The sequence below is a fragment of the Ancylobacter sonchi genome (assembly GCF_018390695.1).
In the GTDB taxonomy this organism is placed as follows: domain Bacteria; phylum Pseudomonadota; class Alphaproteobacteria; order Rhizobiales; family Xanthobacteraceae; genus Ancylobacter; species Ancylobacter sonchi.
On the sequence record NZ_JAHBGF010000033.1, the window covers coordinates 236,130 to 251,849 of the forward strand.

The window sequence follows — 15,720 nt, forward strand, 5'->3', positions numbered from 1 at the left end:
GCCGGCGCCTTTCGGCTGCGCCAAGCCCTCAGCCTTCGGCCGACGGCTCGCGCAGATAGGGCTCGACCGCGCCCTTGAGCTTCACCGTCATCGGGTTGCCGGCGCGATCCTTGGCCTTGCCGACGGAGACCCGCACCCAGCCCTCGCTGACGCAGTATTCCTCGACATTGGTCTTCTCGACGCCCTTGAAGCGGATGCCGATGCCGCGCGACAGCAGCTCCTCGTTATAGAACGGGCTCGCCGGGTCGCTAGAGAGGCGGTCGGGCAGGGCGGTCGGTTCGGCGGTCGGTTCGGTCATCGGCGTCCTCGGCACGGCGAAGGAAGGGAAGCCGACACATAGACAAGCCGGCCGCGGATGCCAATGGCGCCGGCGTCGCCTCCGGCGCGGGACCACCGCCCCAGCGGACGGAAGGGCGGGCGGGGCGCCGGATGCGACGCCCCGCCTCGTCGGCTCAGAGCACCGGGTTCCACACCGCCGGCACCAGCCGGTAGCCGGTATCGGTCTTCTCGGCGAAGCCGACGGCCGGGAACATGAAGTGATAGCCGGCGACCTGCATGCGCTCGGCGGCCAGCATGTCCCAGATGCGCTTGCGGGTGGCGATCGCCTTGGCCGGGTCCATGTCGTAGCTGACTTCCCATTCGGGATTCTGCGCGAACAGGGTCGGATTGTTGGTGGTGTCGGACTGCACGAACAGCTTGCCATTGCCGGAGGCGACGACGAAGGCGGTGTGGCCCGGCGTGTGGCCGACCGCCTCCACCGAGGTGATGCCCGGCACGATCTCCTTGTCCCAGCCATAGGGCTTCACCCGGCTATCGAGGTCCTTGAATACCTTGGCGACATTGGCGAAGGCCGGCTTGCGGCCTTCCGGCGCACGGCTGGCCTCGCCCTCGTCGGTCCAGAACTTCCACTCGGCCTCGGGAACGAGGATCTCCGCATTCGGGAAGGCGAGGGCGCCATCGGCGGCGCGCAGGCCGTTAATGTGGTCGCCGTGGAAATGCGAGATGATCACGGTGGAGATGTCGGACGGCTTCACCCCCGCCCAGGCGAGGTTGGCGAACAGCTTGCCGACCGGGGCATTGCCGGATTGCGGGCCGTTGCCGGTGTCGATCAGCGCCAGCTTGCCGCCGGTGTTGATGAGCAGCGGGTTGAACTGGTTCATCAGCTGGTCCTTCGGCAGGAAGGCCTTCTCCAGCACGGTGTTGATCTGCTCGCGCGAGGCGTTGCGGACGAAGCCGTCCTGCAGCGGGGCGACGCGGGCGCCATCGCTGACCGCGGTGACCTCGATGTCGCCGACCTTGTAGCGGTAGATGCTCGGCACCTGCTGGCCGGTCGGCGTCTGCGCCTCGGCGGGGGTGGCGGCGAGGCCGGTCATGGCGAGCCCTCCGAGGGCGGTGGCGGCGGGAAGCGTGGCGGAGGCGAGCAGGGCGTCGCGGCGGGAGAGGGGCGGCATGGGAGCTCCTTCGGGCTGTGCGATGGCCGGCGTGGCCGGGGCGAACCGGACGGCGACGCGGCGGCGCCGAAGCTAGGGCTTCGCTCCGCGAGCGTCACGGCGACGGGCATCACGTTCGGGTGAGGCGCTCAGAAGTGGTATTTATAGCCGAGCTCGATGGCGTTGTAGGACACGTCGCCATTCTTCCAGTCGCGCTCAAGCTTGACCGACACCGAATGGGCGTCGCTGAGGCGGAAGTCGAGCTGGGTGCCGAGCTCCGGGGTTTCGTAGCCGTAATCGGTGTCGAAGGCGTTGCGGTAGCGCGCGGCGATCACCGTCCAGGTGACCACCGGGGACAGCTTCACGCTCAGCGAGCCGGTGAAGCTGTAATAGGGGAAGTCGGTGGCGCCGCTCGGCATGTGGCTGCCTAGCGCGGCGACGCCGCCGACCGACCAGGCCTCGTTCAGCGCATGGGTGTAGCCGACCGTGCCCTCGACGTTCCACGCATAGGCGCTGGTGTGGGCGGTGTCGTAATATTTCGCCGAGCCGCCGAGGCTGACATTGTTGTCGAAGGTGTGGGCGTAGCTCAGCTGCCAGTCGGTCGACTTGGTGTCGGAGAAATCGTCCGGCACCCGCTCGCTGGCCACCGAGAGGCCGATGACGTTGCTGCCGGCCGCCGCCGGGCCGGCGGCCAGCGCCGACAGGATGGCGAGGCTGCCGGCGAGGCCGGCAGCGAGGAGGACGGCGTCAGAGCGCCTTGGCTCAGCGTGCCTTCTTGCGGCTCGAGAGAAGTACATAGGTCGTTGCCGCCACCAGAGTCAGAGCCACGAAGATCACGCCCACCACATTGATCACCGGCGACAGGCCGAAGCGCAAGCGCGAGGCGATTTCCGTCACCAGCGTCCACTCGCCGCCGATGGCGAACACTGTGGTGTTGTAGTTCTCGAAGGATTGGAGGAAGGCGACGACGGCGGCGGTGAAGGCGGTCGGTGCCAGGAAGGGCAGGGTGATTCGGCGGAACACCAGCATGTGGCTGGCGCCGAGGTCGAGCGCCGCCTCTTCCAGCGTGCGGTCCTGTCGCTGCAGCCGGGCGAGGAACAACAGCATGGCGTAGGAGGCGATGAAGCTCGACTGCGCCATCACCGCCACGAACAGCCCGCCGGGCACGCCGAATTCGCGCCAGAAGATCAGGCTGGAAATGCCGAGGATGATGCCCGGCGTCAGCACCGGCGACACCAGCACCGAATAGAGCACGGTGCCGGAGCGCTGGCCCAGCCGGGTGAGGATGAGCGCACCGGCGAGCCCCGCCGGGATCGACACCGCGATGACGCCGAGCGCCACCGCGACCGAATTGATCAGGCCCTGGATGAGGCGCCCGTCATGGGCGAGCGCCACGAACCATTGCAGCGTGAAGCCGCGCCACTGGGTGACGGACGGGTAATCGTAGGAATTGAACGCCGCCGCCGACATCACCGCCAGCGGCAGGAACAGATAGAGGCAGAACAGGCCGATATAGATGTTGAGGATGAGCCGGGCGCCGGCGCTGTCATTGGCGGTGCTCATTTCGCGATATCCCGGAGGCCGACGCCGAACAGGCGCATCATGATCAGGATGAAGGCGGTGCACACAACCAGCAGCGACACGGCGTAGGCCGAGCCCATGTTCCAGTTGTTGCTCTCGAAGAACTGCCGGTAGACCAGCTGCGAGAACCAGTCGCCGCCCTGTCCGCGCGTCATGATCGCCGGTACCGAATAGGAGCCGGCCGACAGCATGAAGGTCATGATGCAGCCCACCGCGATGCCCGGCTTGGCGTGCGGTATGATCACTCGGCGGTGAATGCGGAAGGAGGAGGCGCCGAGGTCGCGTGCGGCCTCGATCTGGTTGCGGTCCAGCGTCTCCAGCGTGTTCACCATCGGGAACACCATGAAGAGCACGTAGGTGTAGATCATCGCCAGGAAGACGGCGGAGGGGTTCTCAAGGAACGGAATCCAGCCGCGATTATCGAGATCGACCATGCCGAGCCAGCCGAGGATGCCGTTGATGACGCCGCGATAGTCGAGGATCATCAGCCAGGCATAGACGCGCAGCAGTTCGTTGATGGCGTAGGGCACGATCAGCGCCACGGTGAGCACGATCGCCTTGCGCGGCCCGCTCGCCAGCGCCACCGCATAGGCCATCGGGTAGCACACCACGAGGGCGAGGGCGGTGACCATCAGCGCGTAGATGATGGTGCGGATGAAGATGTAGAAATGCAGCCCGCTCATGCGGGTGAAATTGGCGAGGCCGTAGGTCTTGGGCGGGTTGGTTTCCTGCGCCTCAAGCGCGGTGGCCTCGGCCTGCTTCTGCGCGATCTGCGCCTCGAAGCCGGCCTTCTTGGCGGCGTCGCTCTCGCCGGAAGCGTCGAGCTGCAGCGTCGCCATGTCGTTGTACAGGCGGTCGATCTGCAGGGTGATTTCGCCCTTGGAGTCCTTCCACCACAGCGACTGCTCGATCATGGCGCCGAGCGGCACCAGGATGAGGGCGAGGATCCACAGGGCGGCGATGGCGAGCAGCAGCGCGCCGAGGCCGCGTCCATAGGCGCGGAACAGGCTAGCCATTGGCGAGCGCTCCCTCGGCATAGACCAGCGCGTCGTCGCGCCCGAAGCCCAGCACGAGATCGTTGGGCAGGTCGCGCATCGCCGGGCCGTTGGCGAGGGTGACGGTCAGGGTCTGGCCGTCGGCGACGCATTCGAGATTGACCGAGGGGCCTTCCAGATGGCGGGCCTTCAGCGTCACCGGGATGCGGTTGTCGCGGTCGGCGCCGAGCGTCACCCGCTCCGGGCGCACCATCACCAGCACCGGGGCGCCGATGGCGGGCGTGCCGACCTCGCGGCCCTCGATGGGACCGAGCGGGGTGTCGACGCTGGCGGCGCCGTTGGAGATCCGCCGCAGCGTGCCGCGGATGACGTTCTGCTCGCCGACGAAGGTGGCGACGAAGGGCGTCGCCGGCTCGGCATAGAGCGTATCGGGCGCGGCGACCTGTTCCAGCCGGCCGCGGCTCATCACCGCGACGCGGTCGGACATGGCGAGCGCCTCGCCCTGGTCGTGGGTGATGTAGATGAAGGTGATGCCCACCCGCTTCTGGATGGCGCGCAGCTCGGCGCGCATGTGCTGGCGCAGCTTGAGATCGAGCGCCGAGAGCGGCTCGTCGAGCAGCAGCACGGACGGCTCCACCGCGAGGGCGCGGGCGATGGCGACGCGCTGGCGCTGGCCGCCGGAGAGGTCGGACGGCTTCTTGTCGCCATAGCCGGTGAGTGCCACCAGCGACAGCAGTTCCTCGGCGCGCTTCAGCCGCTCGGCCTTCGACACGCCGCGCGCTTCCAGCCCGAAGGCGACGTTCTCGGCGACGCTCATCAGCGGGAACAGAGCGAGGTTCTGGAAGATGAGCGCGGTGGGGCGCTCGTTCGGCCCCTTGCCGGCCATGTCCTCGCCGCCGATCAGCACCCGGCCGATGGTCGGCTCGATGAAGCCGGAAACCGTGCGCAGGATGGTGGTCTTGCCGCAGCCGGACGGGCCGAGGATGGAGAAGAACTCGCCGGCCTCGATGGTGAGGTTCAGCGGCTGCACGGCGACGGCGTCGCCGAAGCGGATGGAGACCTGGTCGAGACGTACGTCCTTGCCGCGCATGGGGCGTTCCGCAAAGGAGGGAGGGGAGCCGCGGCCGGAGGAGCCGGCCGTCCATCTTCCGGTACGGTGACGTTACGGGATTGTCCGGAAGCCGAAAAGACGGTCCCCGGGACCGGCCCGGGGACGAAAGGGCGGACAGGCCGGGCGAATCCGCCCCGCCGCCGCGTCCCGGCGCGGATTATCCCCGCATCCGGGATATGCGAACCCGGCGCGGGGCTTGCCCGCGCGCCGGGGAACTGCGGACCGCGCCGATCAGGCGTTGGTCAGCTTCTCGACATACTCGCCGCGCAGCTTGGCGTAGAAGTCGGTCTGCATCGGCCACCAGAACAGGTTGTCGATGGTGCCGGCCGGATAGGCCGCCTGGAAGGCCGCGCGGGCTTCCTCGGAGAGGAAGGCGTCGGCGCCCTTGGCGCAGCTGTTGTAGCCGGTGGTGTTGGCGAAGCGGGCGCCGACCTCCGGCTGGTAGAGGAAGTTGGCGAAGGCGTAGGCCTGCTCGAGATTGGCGGCGCCGGCGGGAATGGCCAGCGTGTCGGTCCAGGCGAGGCCGCCTTCCTTCGGCATGCCGTAGCTCCACTTCTTGTCGGTCTTCTGGTGGAGCAGGATGCCGGTGGTGTCCCAGGTCTGGCCGATGGTGCAGCCGGCATCGGTGAAGGCGGCGGTCGCCTCGGTGGCGTTGTTCCAGAACGCGCCGACATTGCCGCGATGCGCGACGATGAACTTCAGCACGCCGTCGAAGACGCGGCGGGCGTCGGCTTCCGACTTGTACATGTCGAGGCCGCGGTTCGACGGCAGGGTGCCGTTGGCGTCGAGATACAGGGCGACGCCGTTGAACACCGACTTCTGGCGGATGGCGGTCTGCTTGGGGTGATCGGCGAGCCACATGTCGCCATAGGAGATCTGGCCCGACTTCTTGTCGAACTTGGTCGAATCCCAGGTCACGCCCTCGGTGCCCCAGTCGAACGGCACCAGGAAGCGCTTGCCGCGATGGGCGGCGCCGAGGGTGAGCGAGTTGCGGTAGATCGAGGGGATCACCTGATCGACCTTGAACTTCGCCTCGTCGATCGGCTGAAGCAGGTTGTCCTTGTAGTAGTTCGGGCCGGTATCGACCGACGGGAACAGCAGGTCGAAGCCCTTGCCGCCGGCGGCGCGCAGCTTGTTCTCGGCCTCTTCGTTCGAGCCGTAGGTCGACAGGTTCACCTTGATGCCGGTGGCGTTGGTGAAGTCGGCCAGGACGGTGTTCTTGTCGAAATAGTCACCCCAGGCGTACACGTCGACCGAGCCGGAGGTGGCGAGCGCGTCATGGGCGCGCAGCACGACCGGGGCGGCGAGGACGAAGGCGCTGGCCTTCATAAGGTCACGGCGGGAAAAGCGGGTCATCTAGTCCTCCCAATGCCCAGCGGGCAAGTGGCGCTCGCTCTAGTGCCGGGCGATGAACGGACGATGACATGCGCGGTGGACAGCGGAAAGCGAACGTCGCGCCGAAACTGTCGATATGTCGCATTCGTTCAAGGTAGGTGCACGGCTGTGCAGGGCGCGCGGCCGGCCGCGAGTGGGTGCGACAATCTGTCATGCGTCGCGGTGCTGGCGGCAGCGGGGCGAGGCATTAGATTGCGCTCACCCGATGATCCGGGCCCCTCTGACGCGAGCCGTACCGGCGTTCGCGTGATGTCGGATCGCTTTCCGACGTCATGCCGGTGTGAAAGGCTTTGTCATCCCTATGATAATTTTACCGTCGCAAGCTGCATCCGATTACGGTTGCCGCGCGTTGATGCGCGCCGCCGCTGCGCTGGCTGGGGAGGAGTGATCGATGGATTATCTGATGCAACTGGCCGCCGATCCGGCGGCCTGGGCGGCGCTCGTGACGCTGATCGCCATGGAAGTGGTGCTCGGCATCGACAACCTGCTGTTCATCTCGATCCTGACCAACAAGCTGCCGGAGGACATCCGTCCGCGCGCCCGGCGCATCGGCATCGGCCTCGCGCTGATCATGCGGCTCGGCCTGCTCAGCACGGTGGCGATCATCGTGCAGCTGACCACGCCGATCTTCACGATCTTCGACCACGCCTTTTCCTGGCGTGACCTGATCCTGATTGCCGGCGGCCTGTTCCTGGTGTGGAAGGCGACCAAGGAAATCCACCACAGCATGGAGCCGCACGACGAGGACGCGCCCGGCGCCGGCAAGCTGGTGGACATCACCTTCAGCGCCGCCATCGTGCAGATCCTGATCCTCGACCTGGTGTTCTCGATCGACAGCATCATCACCGCGGTGGGCATGACCGACCACATCCCGATCATGGTGATCGCGGTCATCGTGGCGGTGCTGACCATGCTGTTCGCCGCCGGCCCGCTGGCGAACTTCATCAACCGCAACCCGACCATCGTGATGCTGGCGCTGGGCTTCCTCTTGCTCATCGGCACCACGCTGATCGCCGAGGGCTTCGGGGCGCATGTGCCGAAGGGCTACATCTACACCGCCATGGCGTTCTCGGCGGCGATCGAGGGCCTCAACATGGTCCAGCGCAAGCGCCGGCCGCACTGAGGCACGCAGTAGCGCAGCGAGACACGGACGGCGGGCTTCGGCCCGCCGTTTTCGTTTGCGGAGCGCTGCGGGGCTTCTGCCCTCCGTTTCTGTTTGCAGGCGGTGCGGGGCTTCTGCCCGCCGTTTCTGTTTGCGCGTCGCGCGGGGCAGCGATGCGAAGAGGGCCGTGCGAAACCGGGCGTGCGGCGGCGGGGCGATGCTATGATCGCCGGCGAAATCCCTGCCGTTTCCTCCCTCCTGTCCCAAGCGCCCCCCGCCGCCCCCAAGGAGTTCGCCGATGACCGATGACGACGCACTGCCGCCGCCGGACGACGTGGCACTGCCCGCCGACAGCAAGCTGACCCGCAGCAAGCGCGGCTGGGCGCAGAGCGGCAAGTTCCTGACCGGCCGCGTTTCCCGGCCGGAGAACGAGCGGCTGCCGCCCGGCCAGCATCTGGTGCGCGACTGGCCGGTGCTCGACCTCGGCCTGCAGCCGGACATTCCGCTCGACCATTGGCGACTCGACGTGACCGGCGCGGTGGAGCACCCGGTGTCGTGGAGCTGGCGCGACTTCCTCGCCCAGAAGCAGAGCCGCGAGGTGACCGACATCCACTGCGTCACCACCTGGTCGCGCTACGACAATAATTGGGAGGGGCTGCTCATCCGCGACCTGCTCGACACCGTCATGCCGAAGGAGGAGGCGCGCTTCGTGCTGCTGCACTCCTATGACGGCTACACGACCAACCTCGCGCTGGAGGATTTCGCGGCGCCCGATGCCATGCTGGTGCACAGCTGGGAGGGCAAGCCGCTGACCCGCGAGCATGGCGGGCCGCTGCGGCTGATGGTGCCGCATCTCTATTTCTGGAAGAGCGCCAAGTGGCTGCAGAAGATCGAGTTCCGGCCCGCCGACCGGCGCGGCTTCTGGGAAATGAACGGCTATCACAACCACGCCGACCCGTGGAAGGAAGAGCGCTACTCCGCCGACGAGTGAGCCGGCCGGACGACGGCGTGCGGAAGCTCGAAAGGCGGCCGACGAAAACTTAGCCGGCGCGAGGGCGGCGGCTCAGCGCGGCCGGCGCGCCTTGGGGCGCAGCAAGGCCGGGGGGACGGGGCGCGTGGGCGGCGCCGGCTCGGCATCGTCGGCGGAACGGCGCGGCGCGCGGGCCGCCGCTGCCCGGACCAGAACGAGGCGCGCGACGCGGGCCTCCCGCGCCGGCGCGGTCTCGCCCGGCCGGGACGCCGGGACGAACTCGGCGCCGGGCGGCAGATCCAGGGAGATGCCGTGCGCATGGGCTCGCTCGCCGAGCAGTTCGCGATGCAGCTTCACCAGGCTGGCGGCCAGCGCGGCGGCGTCCCATTCCGGCACGCGTTGCGAGGCGGGATGCCGGGCCTCGTCATCAAGCTCCCAGACCGGGTCGGCGGTCGCCATCACGAAGGGGTCGTCGGTGGGCGCCGGAAGCGGCGCGGGACGGGGGCGAGAAGCGGCGCGGGTCGGGGCCGCCGCGCGCGGCTGGGGGGCATAACGTTCTTCAGTCGCGTAATGGTCCTGAGGCACGTAACGGTCCTGGGGCGCGTAACGGTCTTGGGGCTTGTAACGGTCCTGGGAGGCGTAGAGATCCTGCGGCGTGGCGAGCGCCTGCGCGGCCGGGCGGGGCCGGGCAGGGGCCGAGGCGCGGGCGCGCAGGGCGGCGACGAATGCCGGCAACTTCCAGCGGCCGGCCTCCCACTCGTTCATCGCCCACATCACCGCGGCGCCGAGGCCGGCACCGGCGCAGACATCGATCAGGCGGACGCCGGGGACGACCGTGAGATACAGGACGCACAGGATCGCCACGCCGAGATAGCACGCAAGGGCCTGCCATTTGGATTGCATGTGGGACGTTCCCGAGAGCCTCTGCCCAGACTATCGACGAAACATAACCGATTCGACGGTAATTTCAGCGGGTTAGGCCGGGCGTGGGCGAATCCGACCGCGAGTGTGGCCGTGGCGCATCGACCGGCGCTTCCCTGAACGACGCTGAAGCCGGGCGCGGCGGGCTCGGGGGCGGATATCACGGGCGCGGACGACCGCTCGCGGCGGCGCTCGAGAGGGGGGAATGGTGCCGGCTGAGGGGATCGAACCCCCGACCTTCGGTTTACAAAACCGCTGCACTACCGCTGTGCTAAGCCGGCCAAAAGACAGGGATGCCTGGTCCATCCCACAGACGGGCACTCTCCGGCCAGGGCCGGGCGGGGTGCCGCGTGAGGACTTCCCCGCACCTGCCGGAAAGCCATCACGGCGGTTTCTTCGCTGATCGTCGCCTGCCGGTCAAGCCGCCCGCACGGCGGCAATCCGGCGCCGGCGATGGCGTGTAAACGCCCCGCCGCCCGTTTGCATAAACAATGCAACCAATTTCACGCATTGAAAGTGTCGTAGGGTTCTGCGAGTCATTTCACCCTGAGGATTCTGGTCGTGGCGACCGGAACGGGGGCAGGGCAGGGTCGTCGAACGGCGCGCCGCCTCAATCGGGGGGATATCCATGAAGCGACACATTTTCGGGCTGGCGGTGCTTGCGCTCGCCGCCTCGGCGGGCGGGGCGTCGGCCCAGACCATGAGCTTCGCCGATGCCGGCGCGCTCATCGCCGCGCAGTGCGGCGCCTCCATCGAGCGCTTCTGCGCCCGCGACGACGTCGGCACCGGCAAGGTCGCCTCCTGCCTGCAGCAGAACCAGAAGGACGTGCCGCAGCAGTGCTTCGCCGCCCTCCAGCAGGCCGAGGCCGGCACCACGGCGCGCCTCGCCGCCCAGCAGGCGACCTTCGGGCTCTGCCAGGACGACGCCCGCCAGTTCTGCAAGGGCGTGAAGCCCGGCGACGCCAACCTGCTCGACTGCCTGCTCGCCTCCTACAAGGTCGTGAAGGGCGCGTGCCGGCAGGGGCTGACCGACGCCGGCTGGGCGAACTGATTCCGACGGCAAGGTTCAAGGGAAACACACCATCATGACCGCTTTCACCCGCCGCGCCGCCGGCCTCGCCCTCGTTGCCGGCCTCGTGCTCGGCGCCTCGTTCGGTTTCGTCGACCGCGCGAGCGCCCAGTCGCCGATGAGCAGCGCCGAAATCACCAAGCAACTGTCCGAGGTGACGCAGTTCGATCCGAGCCTCACCGCGCAGGTGCTGCAGGGCATGGCGCAGCGCGCCGTCGCCGCCAACCAGCCGCTGCCGCTCGACCAGTCGGAGATCGCCAAGCGTCTCGCCAAGCTGGCGCAGATCGACGTGCAGATCCAGTTCGCGCTGAACTCGGCGGTCATCCGCCCGCAATCCTATGCGGCGCTGGGTTCCATCGCCGATGCGATGCACCATCCGATCCTGTGGAACTATCGCTTCCTGATCGTCGGCAATACCGACACCACCGGCACCCGCGCGGTCAACCTCGCGCTCAGCCAGAAGCGCGCCGAAGCCATCAAGGAAGCGCTGGTCAATCTCGGCAAGATCGATCCGGCCCGCCTCGACGCCGTCGGCCTCGGCCAGGAGGCGCTCGAAGTGCCCTCCAAGCCGACCGACCCGATCAATCGTCGCGTCGAGATCTTCACCATCGGCACCATGTCGGCGATGCCCAAGCCGCTGCAGTGAGATTGCCGCTGCAGTGAGATCTTCGTCGCCGCAGGGCTGACGAGACGAGGCCGCCGGGCAGACGTCCGGCGGCCTTTTCCATGCCGCGCCGCGGGCGCGCGCCGGCGCGGGACGGCGAAAACCGTTCACCTCCGCGCCAACATGTTCTAGTGAGGCACCGCCCGCCGCGTCGCGGGCATCCGAGACACAGAAGCGAGCAGAGACAATGAGCATCAAGAGAATCGAGCCGGGCACCCGCATGAGCCAGGCCGTGGTCCACGGATCGGTCGCCTATCTCGCCGGCCAGGTCGCTCTCGGCCCCAGCGTCGCCGAGCAGACCAAGGGCGTGCTCGCCCAGATCGACGCGCTGCTCGCCGCCGCCGGCACCGACAAGACCAAGCTCCTGACCGCCACCATCTACCTCGCCGACATCTCGACCTTCGCCGAGATGAACGGCGCGTGGGACGCCTGGGTCGCGCCCGGCGGCGCGCCGGCCCGCGCCACCGTCGAGGCGGCGCTCGCCACCCCCGACTACAAGGTCGAGATCGTGGTGACGGCGGCGCTCTGAGCCGTCGCTCTCGTTCGACAAAATGAAACGGCCCCGCCGGTTGTCCCGGCGGGGCCGTTTTCATGTCGGGAGAACGAGACGGCCCCCGTTGCGGGTCGGGGGCCGGGAGGTGCTGTCGATCGGGCGATGCCGCTCGCCGACAGGAAGACACTTCAGGTTCGATGGGCTGAAGCCGGTTTGGGCGATGGACGTTGCCCGTCCGTGGAGGGTTGCCGGGGGTGCCGACCGGAGCAATGTACCGGCCGTGGCGCCTTGCGGCAGGCGCGGCGCCCGGAGAGCCGGGCGCCGCCCTCGCTCAGTGCCAGTTCTCGATGTCGCGATCCTTGGTCTCCGGCGCGAACAGCAGGCCGATGACCACGGTCCCCAGTGCCACCACGATCGGGTACCAGAGGCCGTAATAGATGTCGCCGGTGGCCGCCACCATGGCGAAGGCCGTGGTGGGCAGGAAGCCGCCGAACCAGCCATTACCGATATGGTAGGGCAGCGACATCGCGGTGTAGCGGATGCGGGTGGGGAACAGTTCCACCAGCCAGGCGGCGATCGGGCCGTACACCATGGTGACGAACAGCACGAGGATGGTGAGCAGCAGCACCACCATCGGCGTGTTGATCTGCGCCGGGTCCGCCTTGGCCGGATAGCCGGCGGTGCGGATGGCGGTGGTCATCTCGGCGTTGAAGGCGTCCGACTGGGTCTTGAACGCCGCCGCGTCGAGGCCGACGCCGTTGAAGGAGGAGAGCACCTTGTCGCCGACATGGATGCTGGCGACGGTGCCGGCCGGAGCCGCCTCGTTGGAGTAGTTCACCGAGTTGCGCGCCAGGAACGACTTGGCGATGTCGCAGGAGCTGACGAACTTCGAGGTACCGACCGGGTTGAACTGGAACGAGCACTCGGAGGGATCGGCGACGACGCGCACCGGCGAGGTGGCCTGCGCGGTCTCCAGCGCCGGGTTGGCGTAGTGGGTGATGGCGGCGAAGAGCGGGAAATAGGTCAGCGCCGCGATGAGGCAGCCGCCGAGGATGATCGGCTTGCGGCCGATCTTGTCCGACAGCCAGCCGAACACGACGAAGAACGGCGTGCCGATCAGCAGCGAGATGGCGATGAGGATGTTGGCGGTGGCACCGTCGACCTTCAGTGTCTGGGTGAGGAAGAACAGCGCGTAGAACTGGCCGGTGTACCAGACCACCGCCTGGCCGGCGGTGCCGCCGAGCAGCGCGACCAGGCCGACCTTGGCGTTCTCCCACTTGCCGAAGGCTTCGGTGAGCGGGGCCTTCGAGGTCTTGCCCTCTTCCTTCATCTTCTTGAAGGCGGGGGATTCGTTCAGCGTCAGGCGGATCCACACGGAGACGCCGAGCAGGATGATCGACACCAGGAAGGGAATGCGCCACGCCCAGGAGGCGAATTCCGCCTCGCCGAACCAAGTGCGGGTGCCGAGGATGACCAGCAACGACAGGAACAGGCCGAGCGTCGCGGTGGTCTGGATCCACGAGGTGTAGAAGCCGCGCCGGCCATGCGGGGCGTGCTCGGCCACATAGGTCGCCGCGCCGCCATACTCGCCGCCGAGCGCCAGGCCCTGGAACAGGCGCAGGATGATGAGGATGACCGGTGCCGCCATGCCCCAGGAGGCATAGGACGGCAGGATGCCGACGACGAAGGTCGACATGCCCATCAGGAGGATGGTGATCAGGAAGGTGTATTTGCGCCCGACGAGATCGCCGAGCCGGCCGAACACCAGCGCGCCGAAGGGGCGCACGGCGAAGCCGGCGGCGAACGCCATCAGCGCGAAGATGAAGGCGGCGGTGGGGTTGACGCCCGAGAAGAATTGCGCGGCGATGATCGCCGACAGCGAGCCGTACAGATAGAAATCATACCACTCGAAGACAGTGCCGAGCGACGAGGCGAAGATGACCTTCTTCTCCTCGCGCGTCATCGGTGCCGTCGATACGACGGGACCGGCGGTGGTGACGCTCATGGTCTTTCCCTTCCCCAATGTAGGACATTATCCGCACGCGGCACATCGACGCCTCGCAAGCGAGGGCGCGTGCCATCCTGCGTGGCGCGCCACATGCGCGCCGGATAAGTGCTGTCGAGATTTGGGGTTCTGCGGGAACGCCCATCGCTCGGACCGGTTTCCTCCCGGGGCAGTCCGCCGTCTGTCGCGGCGTTACGATGCCTCGGCTCCGTTGCAGGGCGAATTACTCGAATTCGATCCGCATCTCAGAAAAGCTTGACGAATTCGTCCGGTCTTGACGATTGGCAATTGGTCGTAATGCCAGCCGATCCGCGATCGGTGACATGGATCATCTTGCGGTGCACAGACGAACCGGCGGCGCCGCCGCCGGTTTCCGCAGAGGAGAACGATTCGCGCGCCGGCAGGGCGCGCGTGCGTTGCGATAAGGCTAGCCGCGCGCCGGCCGGGAGATGGCGCGCCGCGCCATGTGCAGCGCCAGCACGGCGGCGTTGGACACGTTGAGGCTGACGATGGCGCCGGGCAGATCGATTCGCGCCAGTACGTCGCAGGTCTGGCGGGTGAGCTGCCGCAGCCCCTTGCCTTCCGCGCCGAGCACGAGCGCCAGCGGCGCGCGCAGCCTGGTGTCGGCGAGATCGTCCGCGCCCTCGCTGTCGAGACCGACGACGAGCACGCCGCGCTCCTTAAGCTCGTCCAGCGCGCGGGCGAGATTGGGCACGAAGCAGAACGGCACATGCTCCAGCCCGCCCGAAGCACTCTTGGCCAGCACCCCGGTCGCCGCCGGGCTGTGGCGGGCGGTGGTGACGATGGCGCCGACCTTCAGCGCCGCCGCCGAACGCACGATGGCGCCGACATTGTGCGGGTCGGTGATCTGGTCGAGCACCAGCAGGAGGTCGGATTCCGCCACTTCCGCCAGGCTGGGCGAGGGCAGGGGATCGGCCTCGGCGAACAGTCCCTGATGCACCGCGTCCGCCTCCAGCAGGCGGTCGATCTCGCCGGGGCGGACCAGCTTCGGCTCCAGCTTCAGCGGCACCTTCTCGTCGGTCAGCCGCCGCATCGCGTTCTCGGTGACGAGCAGGCGGCGGATGCGCCGGCGCGGATTGCGCAGCGCCTCGGAGACACTGTGCCAGCCATACAGAATGGCGACGTCGTCCGGCCAGTCGCCGAAGGGCCGGCCGGCGGGGCGCTCGCCGCGCGCCGACGGCCCCCGGGTGCCGCGGGTGTGGAAAGGCTGGCCTTTGAAGGGTGGGCGGTTCCGTTCGCTCATGCTTCGGTTCATGTCACGGCGCGCAGCGCATTGCAATTTCATCCACATGCGAGACGGTGTGAACACTTCCCGGCGGGGTTGACAGGGGGCGACCACCTCACCATAAAGCGCGCCGCACGGACCGGCACGGCAGCGTACCGGTTCGATGGTCGAGAGACCGGGGTCGAAAGACCGGAGACCACGCCCATCGGGCGTTCCGGCCGCGACCGACGTGCAAGGGGGAGTGTCCCGAGCGGCAAAGGGGGCGGACTGTAAATCCGCTGGCTATGCCTTCGTAGGTTCGAGTCCTACCTCCCCCACCACGTCGCCCGTAGCCAGCACGTACGGATGCGAGCGCGGGTGTAGCTCAATGGTAGAGCAACAGCCTTCCAAGCTGATGACGAGGGTTCGATTCCCTTCACCCGCTCCAATCCTCCTCGCCGCTCCACTTTATTCATCAACCTGTCATCGGTGGCGGCTACCGCCGCGCCTCTCAACGTCCGTCGTGGCGGGGGACGGTGCGGCCGACGGGCGCTCTGTTGAAAGCGAGCCTTGCGAAAGGCCCGGAAACCGCCTATCCCACGCCCCGATTTTTGCGACCGTGACTGTCGCCGAGGGAAGCAAGCAATGGCCAAAGAGAAGTTCAACCGTTCGAAGCCTCACTGCAACATTGGCACGATTGGTCACGTTGACCATGGGAAGACGTCGCTGACGGCAGCGATCACGAAGGTGCTGGCGGAG

The 15,720-nt window shown here is 67.7% G+C and carries 16 protein-coding genes and 3 tRNA genes; 8 read left to right on the plus strand and 11 right to left on the minus strand.

Annotation, left to right across the window (positions count from 1 at the left end):
* Nucleotides 1-28: 28 nt before the first annotated feature.
* The 7 genes from KHC28_RS20675 to KHC28_RS20705 all read right to left on the minus strand — a co-directional run bounded on the left by KHC28_RS20675 (nucleotide 29) and on the right by KHC28_RS20705 (nucleotide 6,473).
* On the minus strand, nucleotides 29-298 hold the full coding sequence (locus KHC28_RS20675) for a DUF3297 family protein (RefSeq protein ID WP_214010253.1): 270 nt from the start codon (nucleotides 296-298) through the stop codon (nucleotides 29-31).
* A gap of 154 nt (nucleotides 299-452) precedes the next feature.
* The gene (locus KHC28_RS20680) at nucleotides 453-1,451 is read right to left on the minus strand and encodes an MBL fold metallo-hydrolase (RefSeq protein ID WP_214010254.1); all 999 of its coding nucleotides are present in this window, start codon (nucleotides 1,449-1,451) and stop codon (nucleotides 453-455) included.
* 128 nt (nucleotides 1,452-1,579) lie between these two features.
* On the minus strand, nucleotides 1,580-2,227 hold the full coding sequence (locus KHC28_RS20685) for a hypothetical protein (protein ID WP_214010255.1): 648 nt from the start codon (nucleotides 2,225-2,227) through the stop codon (nucleotides 1,580-1,582).
* Nucleotides 2,193-2,993: an ABC transporter permease gene (locus KHC28_RS20690; RefSeq protein ID WP_214010256.1), complete on the minus strand. Its 801-nt coding sequence runs from the start codon at nucleotides 2,991-2,993 to the stop codon at nucleotides 2,193-2,195. Before KHC28_RS20690 ends, KHC28_RS20685 begins: the two co-directional genes overlap by 35 nt.
* The gene (locus KHC28_RS20695) at nucleotides 2,990-4,027 is read right to left on the minus strand and encodes an ABC transporter permease (RefSeq protein WP_214010257.1); all 1,038 of its coding nucleotides are present in this window, start codon (nucleotides 4,025-4,027) and stop codon (nucleotides 2,990-2,992) included. Before KHC28_RS20695 ends, KHC28_RS20690 begins: the two co-directional genes overlap by 4 nt.
* On the minus strand, nucleotides 4,020-5,096 hold the full coding sequence (locus KHC28_RS20700; RefSeq protein ID WP_214010258.1) for an ABC transporter ATP-binding protein: 1,077 nt from the start codon (nucleotides 5,094-5,096) through the stop codon (nucleotides 4,020-4,022). The genes KHC28_RS20695 and KHC28_RS20700 overlap by 8 nt, the downstream gene beginning before the upstream one ends.
* A gap of 252 nt (nucleotides 5,097-5,348) precedes the next feature.
* On the minus strand, nucleotides 5,349-6,473 hold the full coding sequence (locus KHC28_RS20705; protein ID WP_246565051.1) for an extracellular solute-binding protein: 1,125 nt from the start codon (nucleotides 6,471-6,473) through the stop codon (nucleotides 5,349-5,351).
* Between the two features lie 430 nt (nucleotides 6,474-6,903).
* On the opposite strand from KHC28_RS20705, the gene KHC28_RS20710 reads away from it, so the two are divergent.
* On the plus strand, nucleotides 6,904-7,635 hold the full coding sequence (locus tag KHC28_RS20710; RefSeq protein ID WP_214010259.1) for a TerC family protein: 732 nt from the start codon (nucleotides 6,904-6,906) through the stop codon (nucleotides 7,633-7,635).
* Nucleotides 7,636-7,912: 277 nt separating this feature from the next.
* Nucleotides 7,913-8,605, plus strand: a complete 693-nt coding sequence (locus tag KHC28_RS20715; RefSeq protein ID WP_214010260.1) for a sulfite oxidase-like oxidoreductase — start codon at nucleotides 7,913-7,915, stop codon at nucleotides 8,603-8,605.
* Between the two features lie 72 nt (nucleotides 8,606-8,677).
* Here KHC28_RS20715 and KHC28_RS20720 read toward each other — a convergent pair whose 3' ends face one another.
* Both KHC28_RS20720 and KHC28_RS20725 read right to left on the minus strand, forming a co-directional pair.
* Nucleotides 8,678-9,487 (minus strand): hypothetical protein, encoded by an 810-nt coding sequence (locus tag KHC28_RS20720; protein ID WP_214010261.1) that lies wholly within the window; start codon nucleotides 9,485-9,487, stop codon nucleotides 8,678-8,680.
* A 224-nt stretch (nucleotides 9,488-9,711) separates the two neighbouring features.
* A tRNA-Thr gene (locus KHC28_RS20725) sits at nucleotides 9,712-9,786 on the minus strand.
* Between the two features lie 347 nt (nucleotides 9,787-10,133).
* Between KHC28_RS20725 and KHC28_RS20730 the strand changes: the two genes are divergently transcribed.
* The 3 genes from KHC28_RS20730 to KHC28_RS20740 all read left to right on the plus strand — a co-directional run bounded on the left by KHC28_RS20730 (nucleotide 10,134) and on the right by KHC28_RS20740 (nucleotide 11,767).
* Entirely contained in the window at nucleotides 10,134-10,556 is a 423-nt protein-coding gene (locus KHC28_RS20730; RefSeq protein ID WP_214010262.1) for a hypothetical protein, read from the plus strand.
* Between the two features lie 34 nt (nucleotides 10,557-10,590).
* On the plus strand, nucleotides 10,591-11,220 hold the full coding sequence (locus KHC28_RS20735; RefSeq protein WP_214010263.1) for an OmpA family protein: 630 nt from the start codon (nucleotides 10,591-10,593) through the stop codon (nucleotides 11,218-11,220).
* A gap of 205 nt (nucleotides 11,221-11,425) precedes the next feature.
* The gene (locus tag KHC28_RS20740) at nucleotides 11,426-11,767 is read left to right on the plus strand and encodes a RidA family protein (protein ID WP_214010264.1); all 342 of its coding nucleotides are present in this window, start codon (nucleotides 11,426-11,428) and stop codon (nucleotides 11,765-11,767) included.
* A 295-nt stretch (nucleotides 11,768-12,062) separates the two neighbouring features.
* Here the strand turns inward: KHC28_RS20740 and KHC28_RS20745 are convergent, their stop codons facing one another.
* Both KHC28_RS20745 and rlmB read right to left on the minus strand, forming a co-directional pair.
* Nucleotides 12,063-13,736: an MFS transporter gene (locus tag KHC28_RS20745; protein ID WP_214010265.1), complete on the minus strand. Its 1,674-nt coding sequence runs from the start codon at nucleotides 13,734-13,736 to the stop codon at nucleotides 12,063-12,065.
* Between the two features lie 427 nt (nucleotides 13,737-14,163).
* On the minus strand, nucleotides 14,164-15,000 hold the full coding sequence (gene rlmB / locus KHC28_RS20750; RefSeq protein ID WP_214010266.1) for a 23S rRNA (guanosine(2251)-2'-O)-methyltransferase RlmB: 837 nt from the start codon (nucleotides 14,998-15,000) through the stop codon (nucleotides 14,164-14,166).
* A 217-nt stretch (nucleotides 15,001-15,217) separates the two neighbouring features.
* On the opposite strand from rlmB, the gene KHC28_RS20755 reads away from it, so the two are divergent.
* From KHC28_RS20755 to KHC28_RS20765, 3 genes are all read left to right on the plus strand, one after another.
* Nucleotides 15,218-15,302 (plus strand) — tRNA-Tyr (locus tag KHC28_RS20755).
* Between the two features lie 33 nt (nucleotides 15,303-15,335).
* Nucleotides 15,336-15,409 (plus strand) — tRNA-Gly (locus KHC28_RS20760).
* Between the two features lie 197 nt (nucleotides 15,410-15,606).
* On the plus strand, nucleotides 15,607-15,720 hold a 114-nt coding region (locus KHC28_RS20765), incomplete at its 3' end, for a GTP-binding protein (protein WP_246565075.1).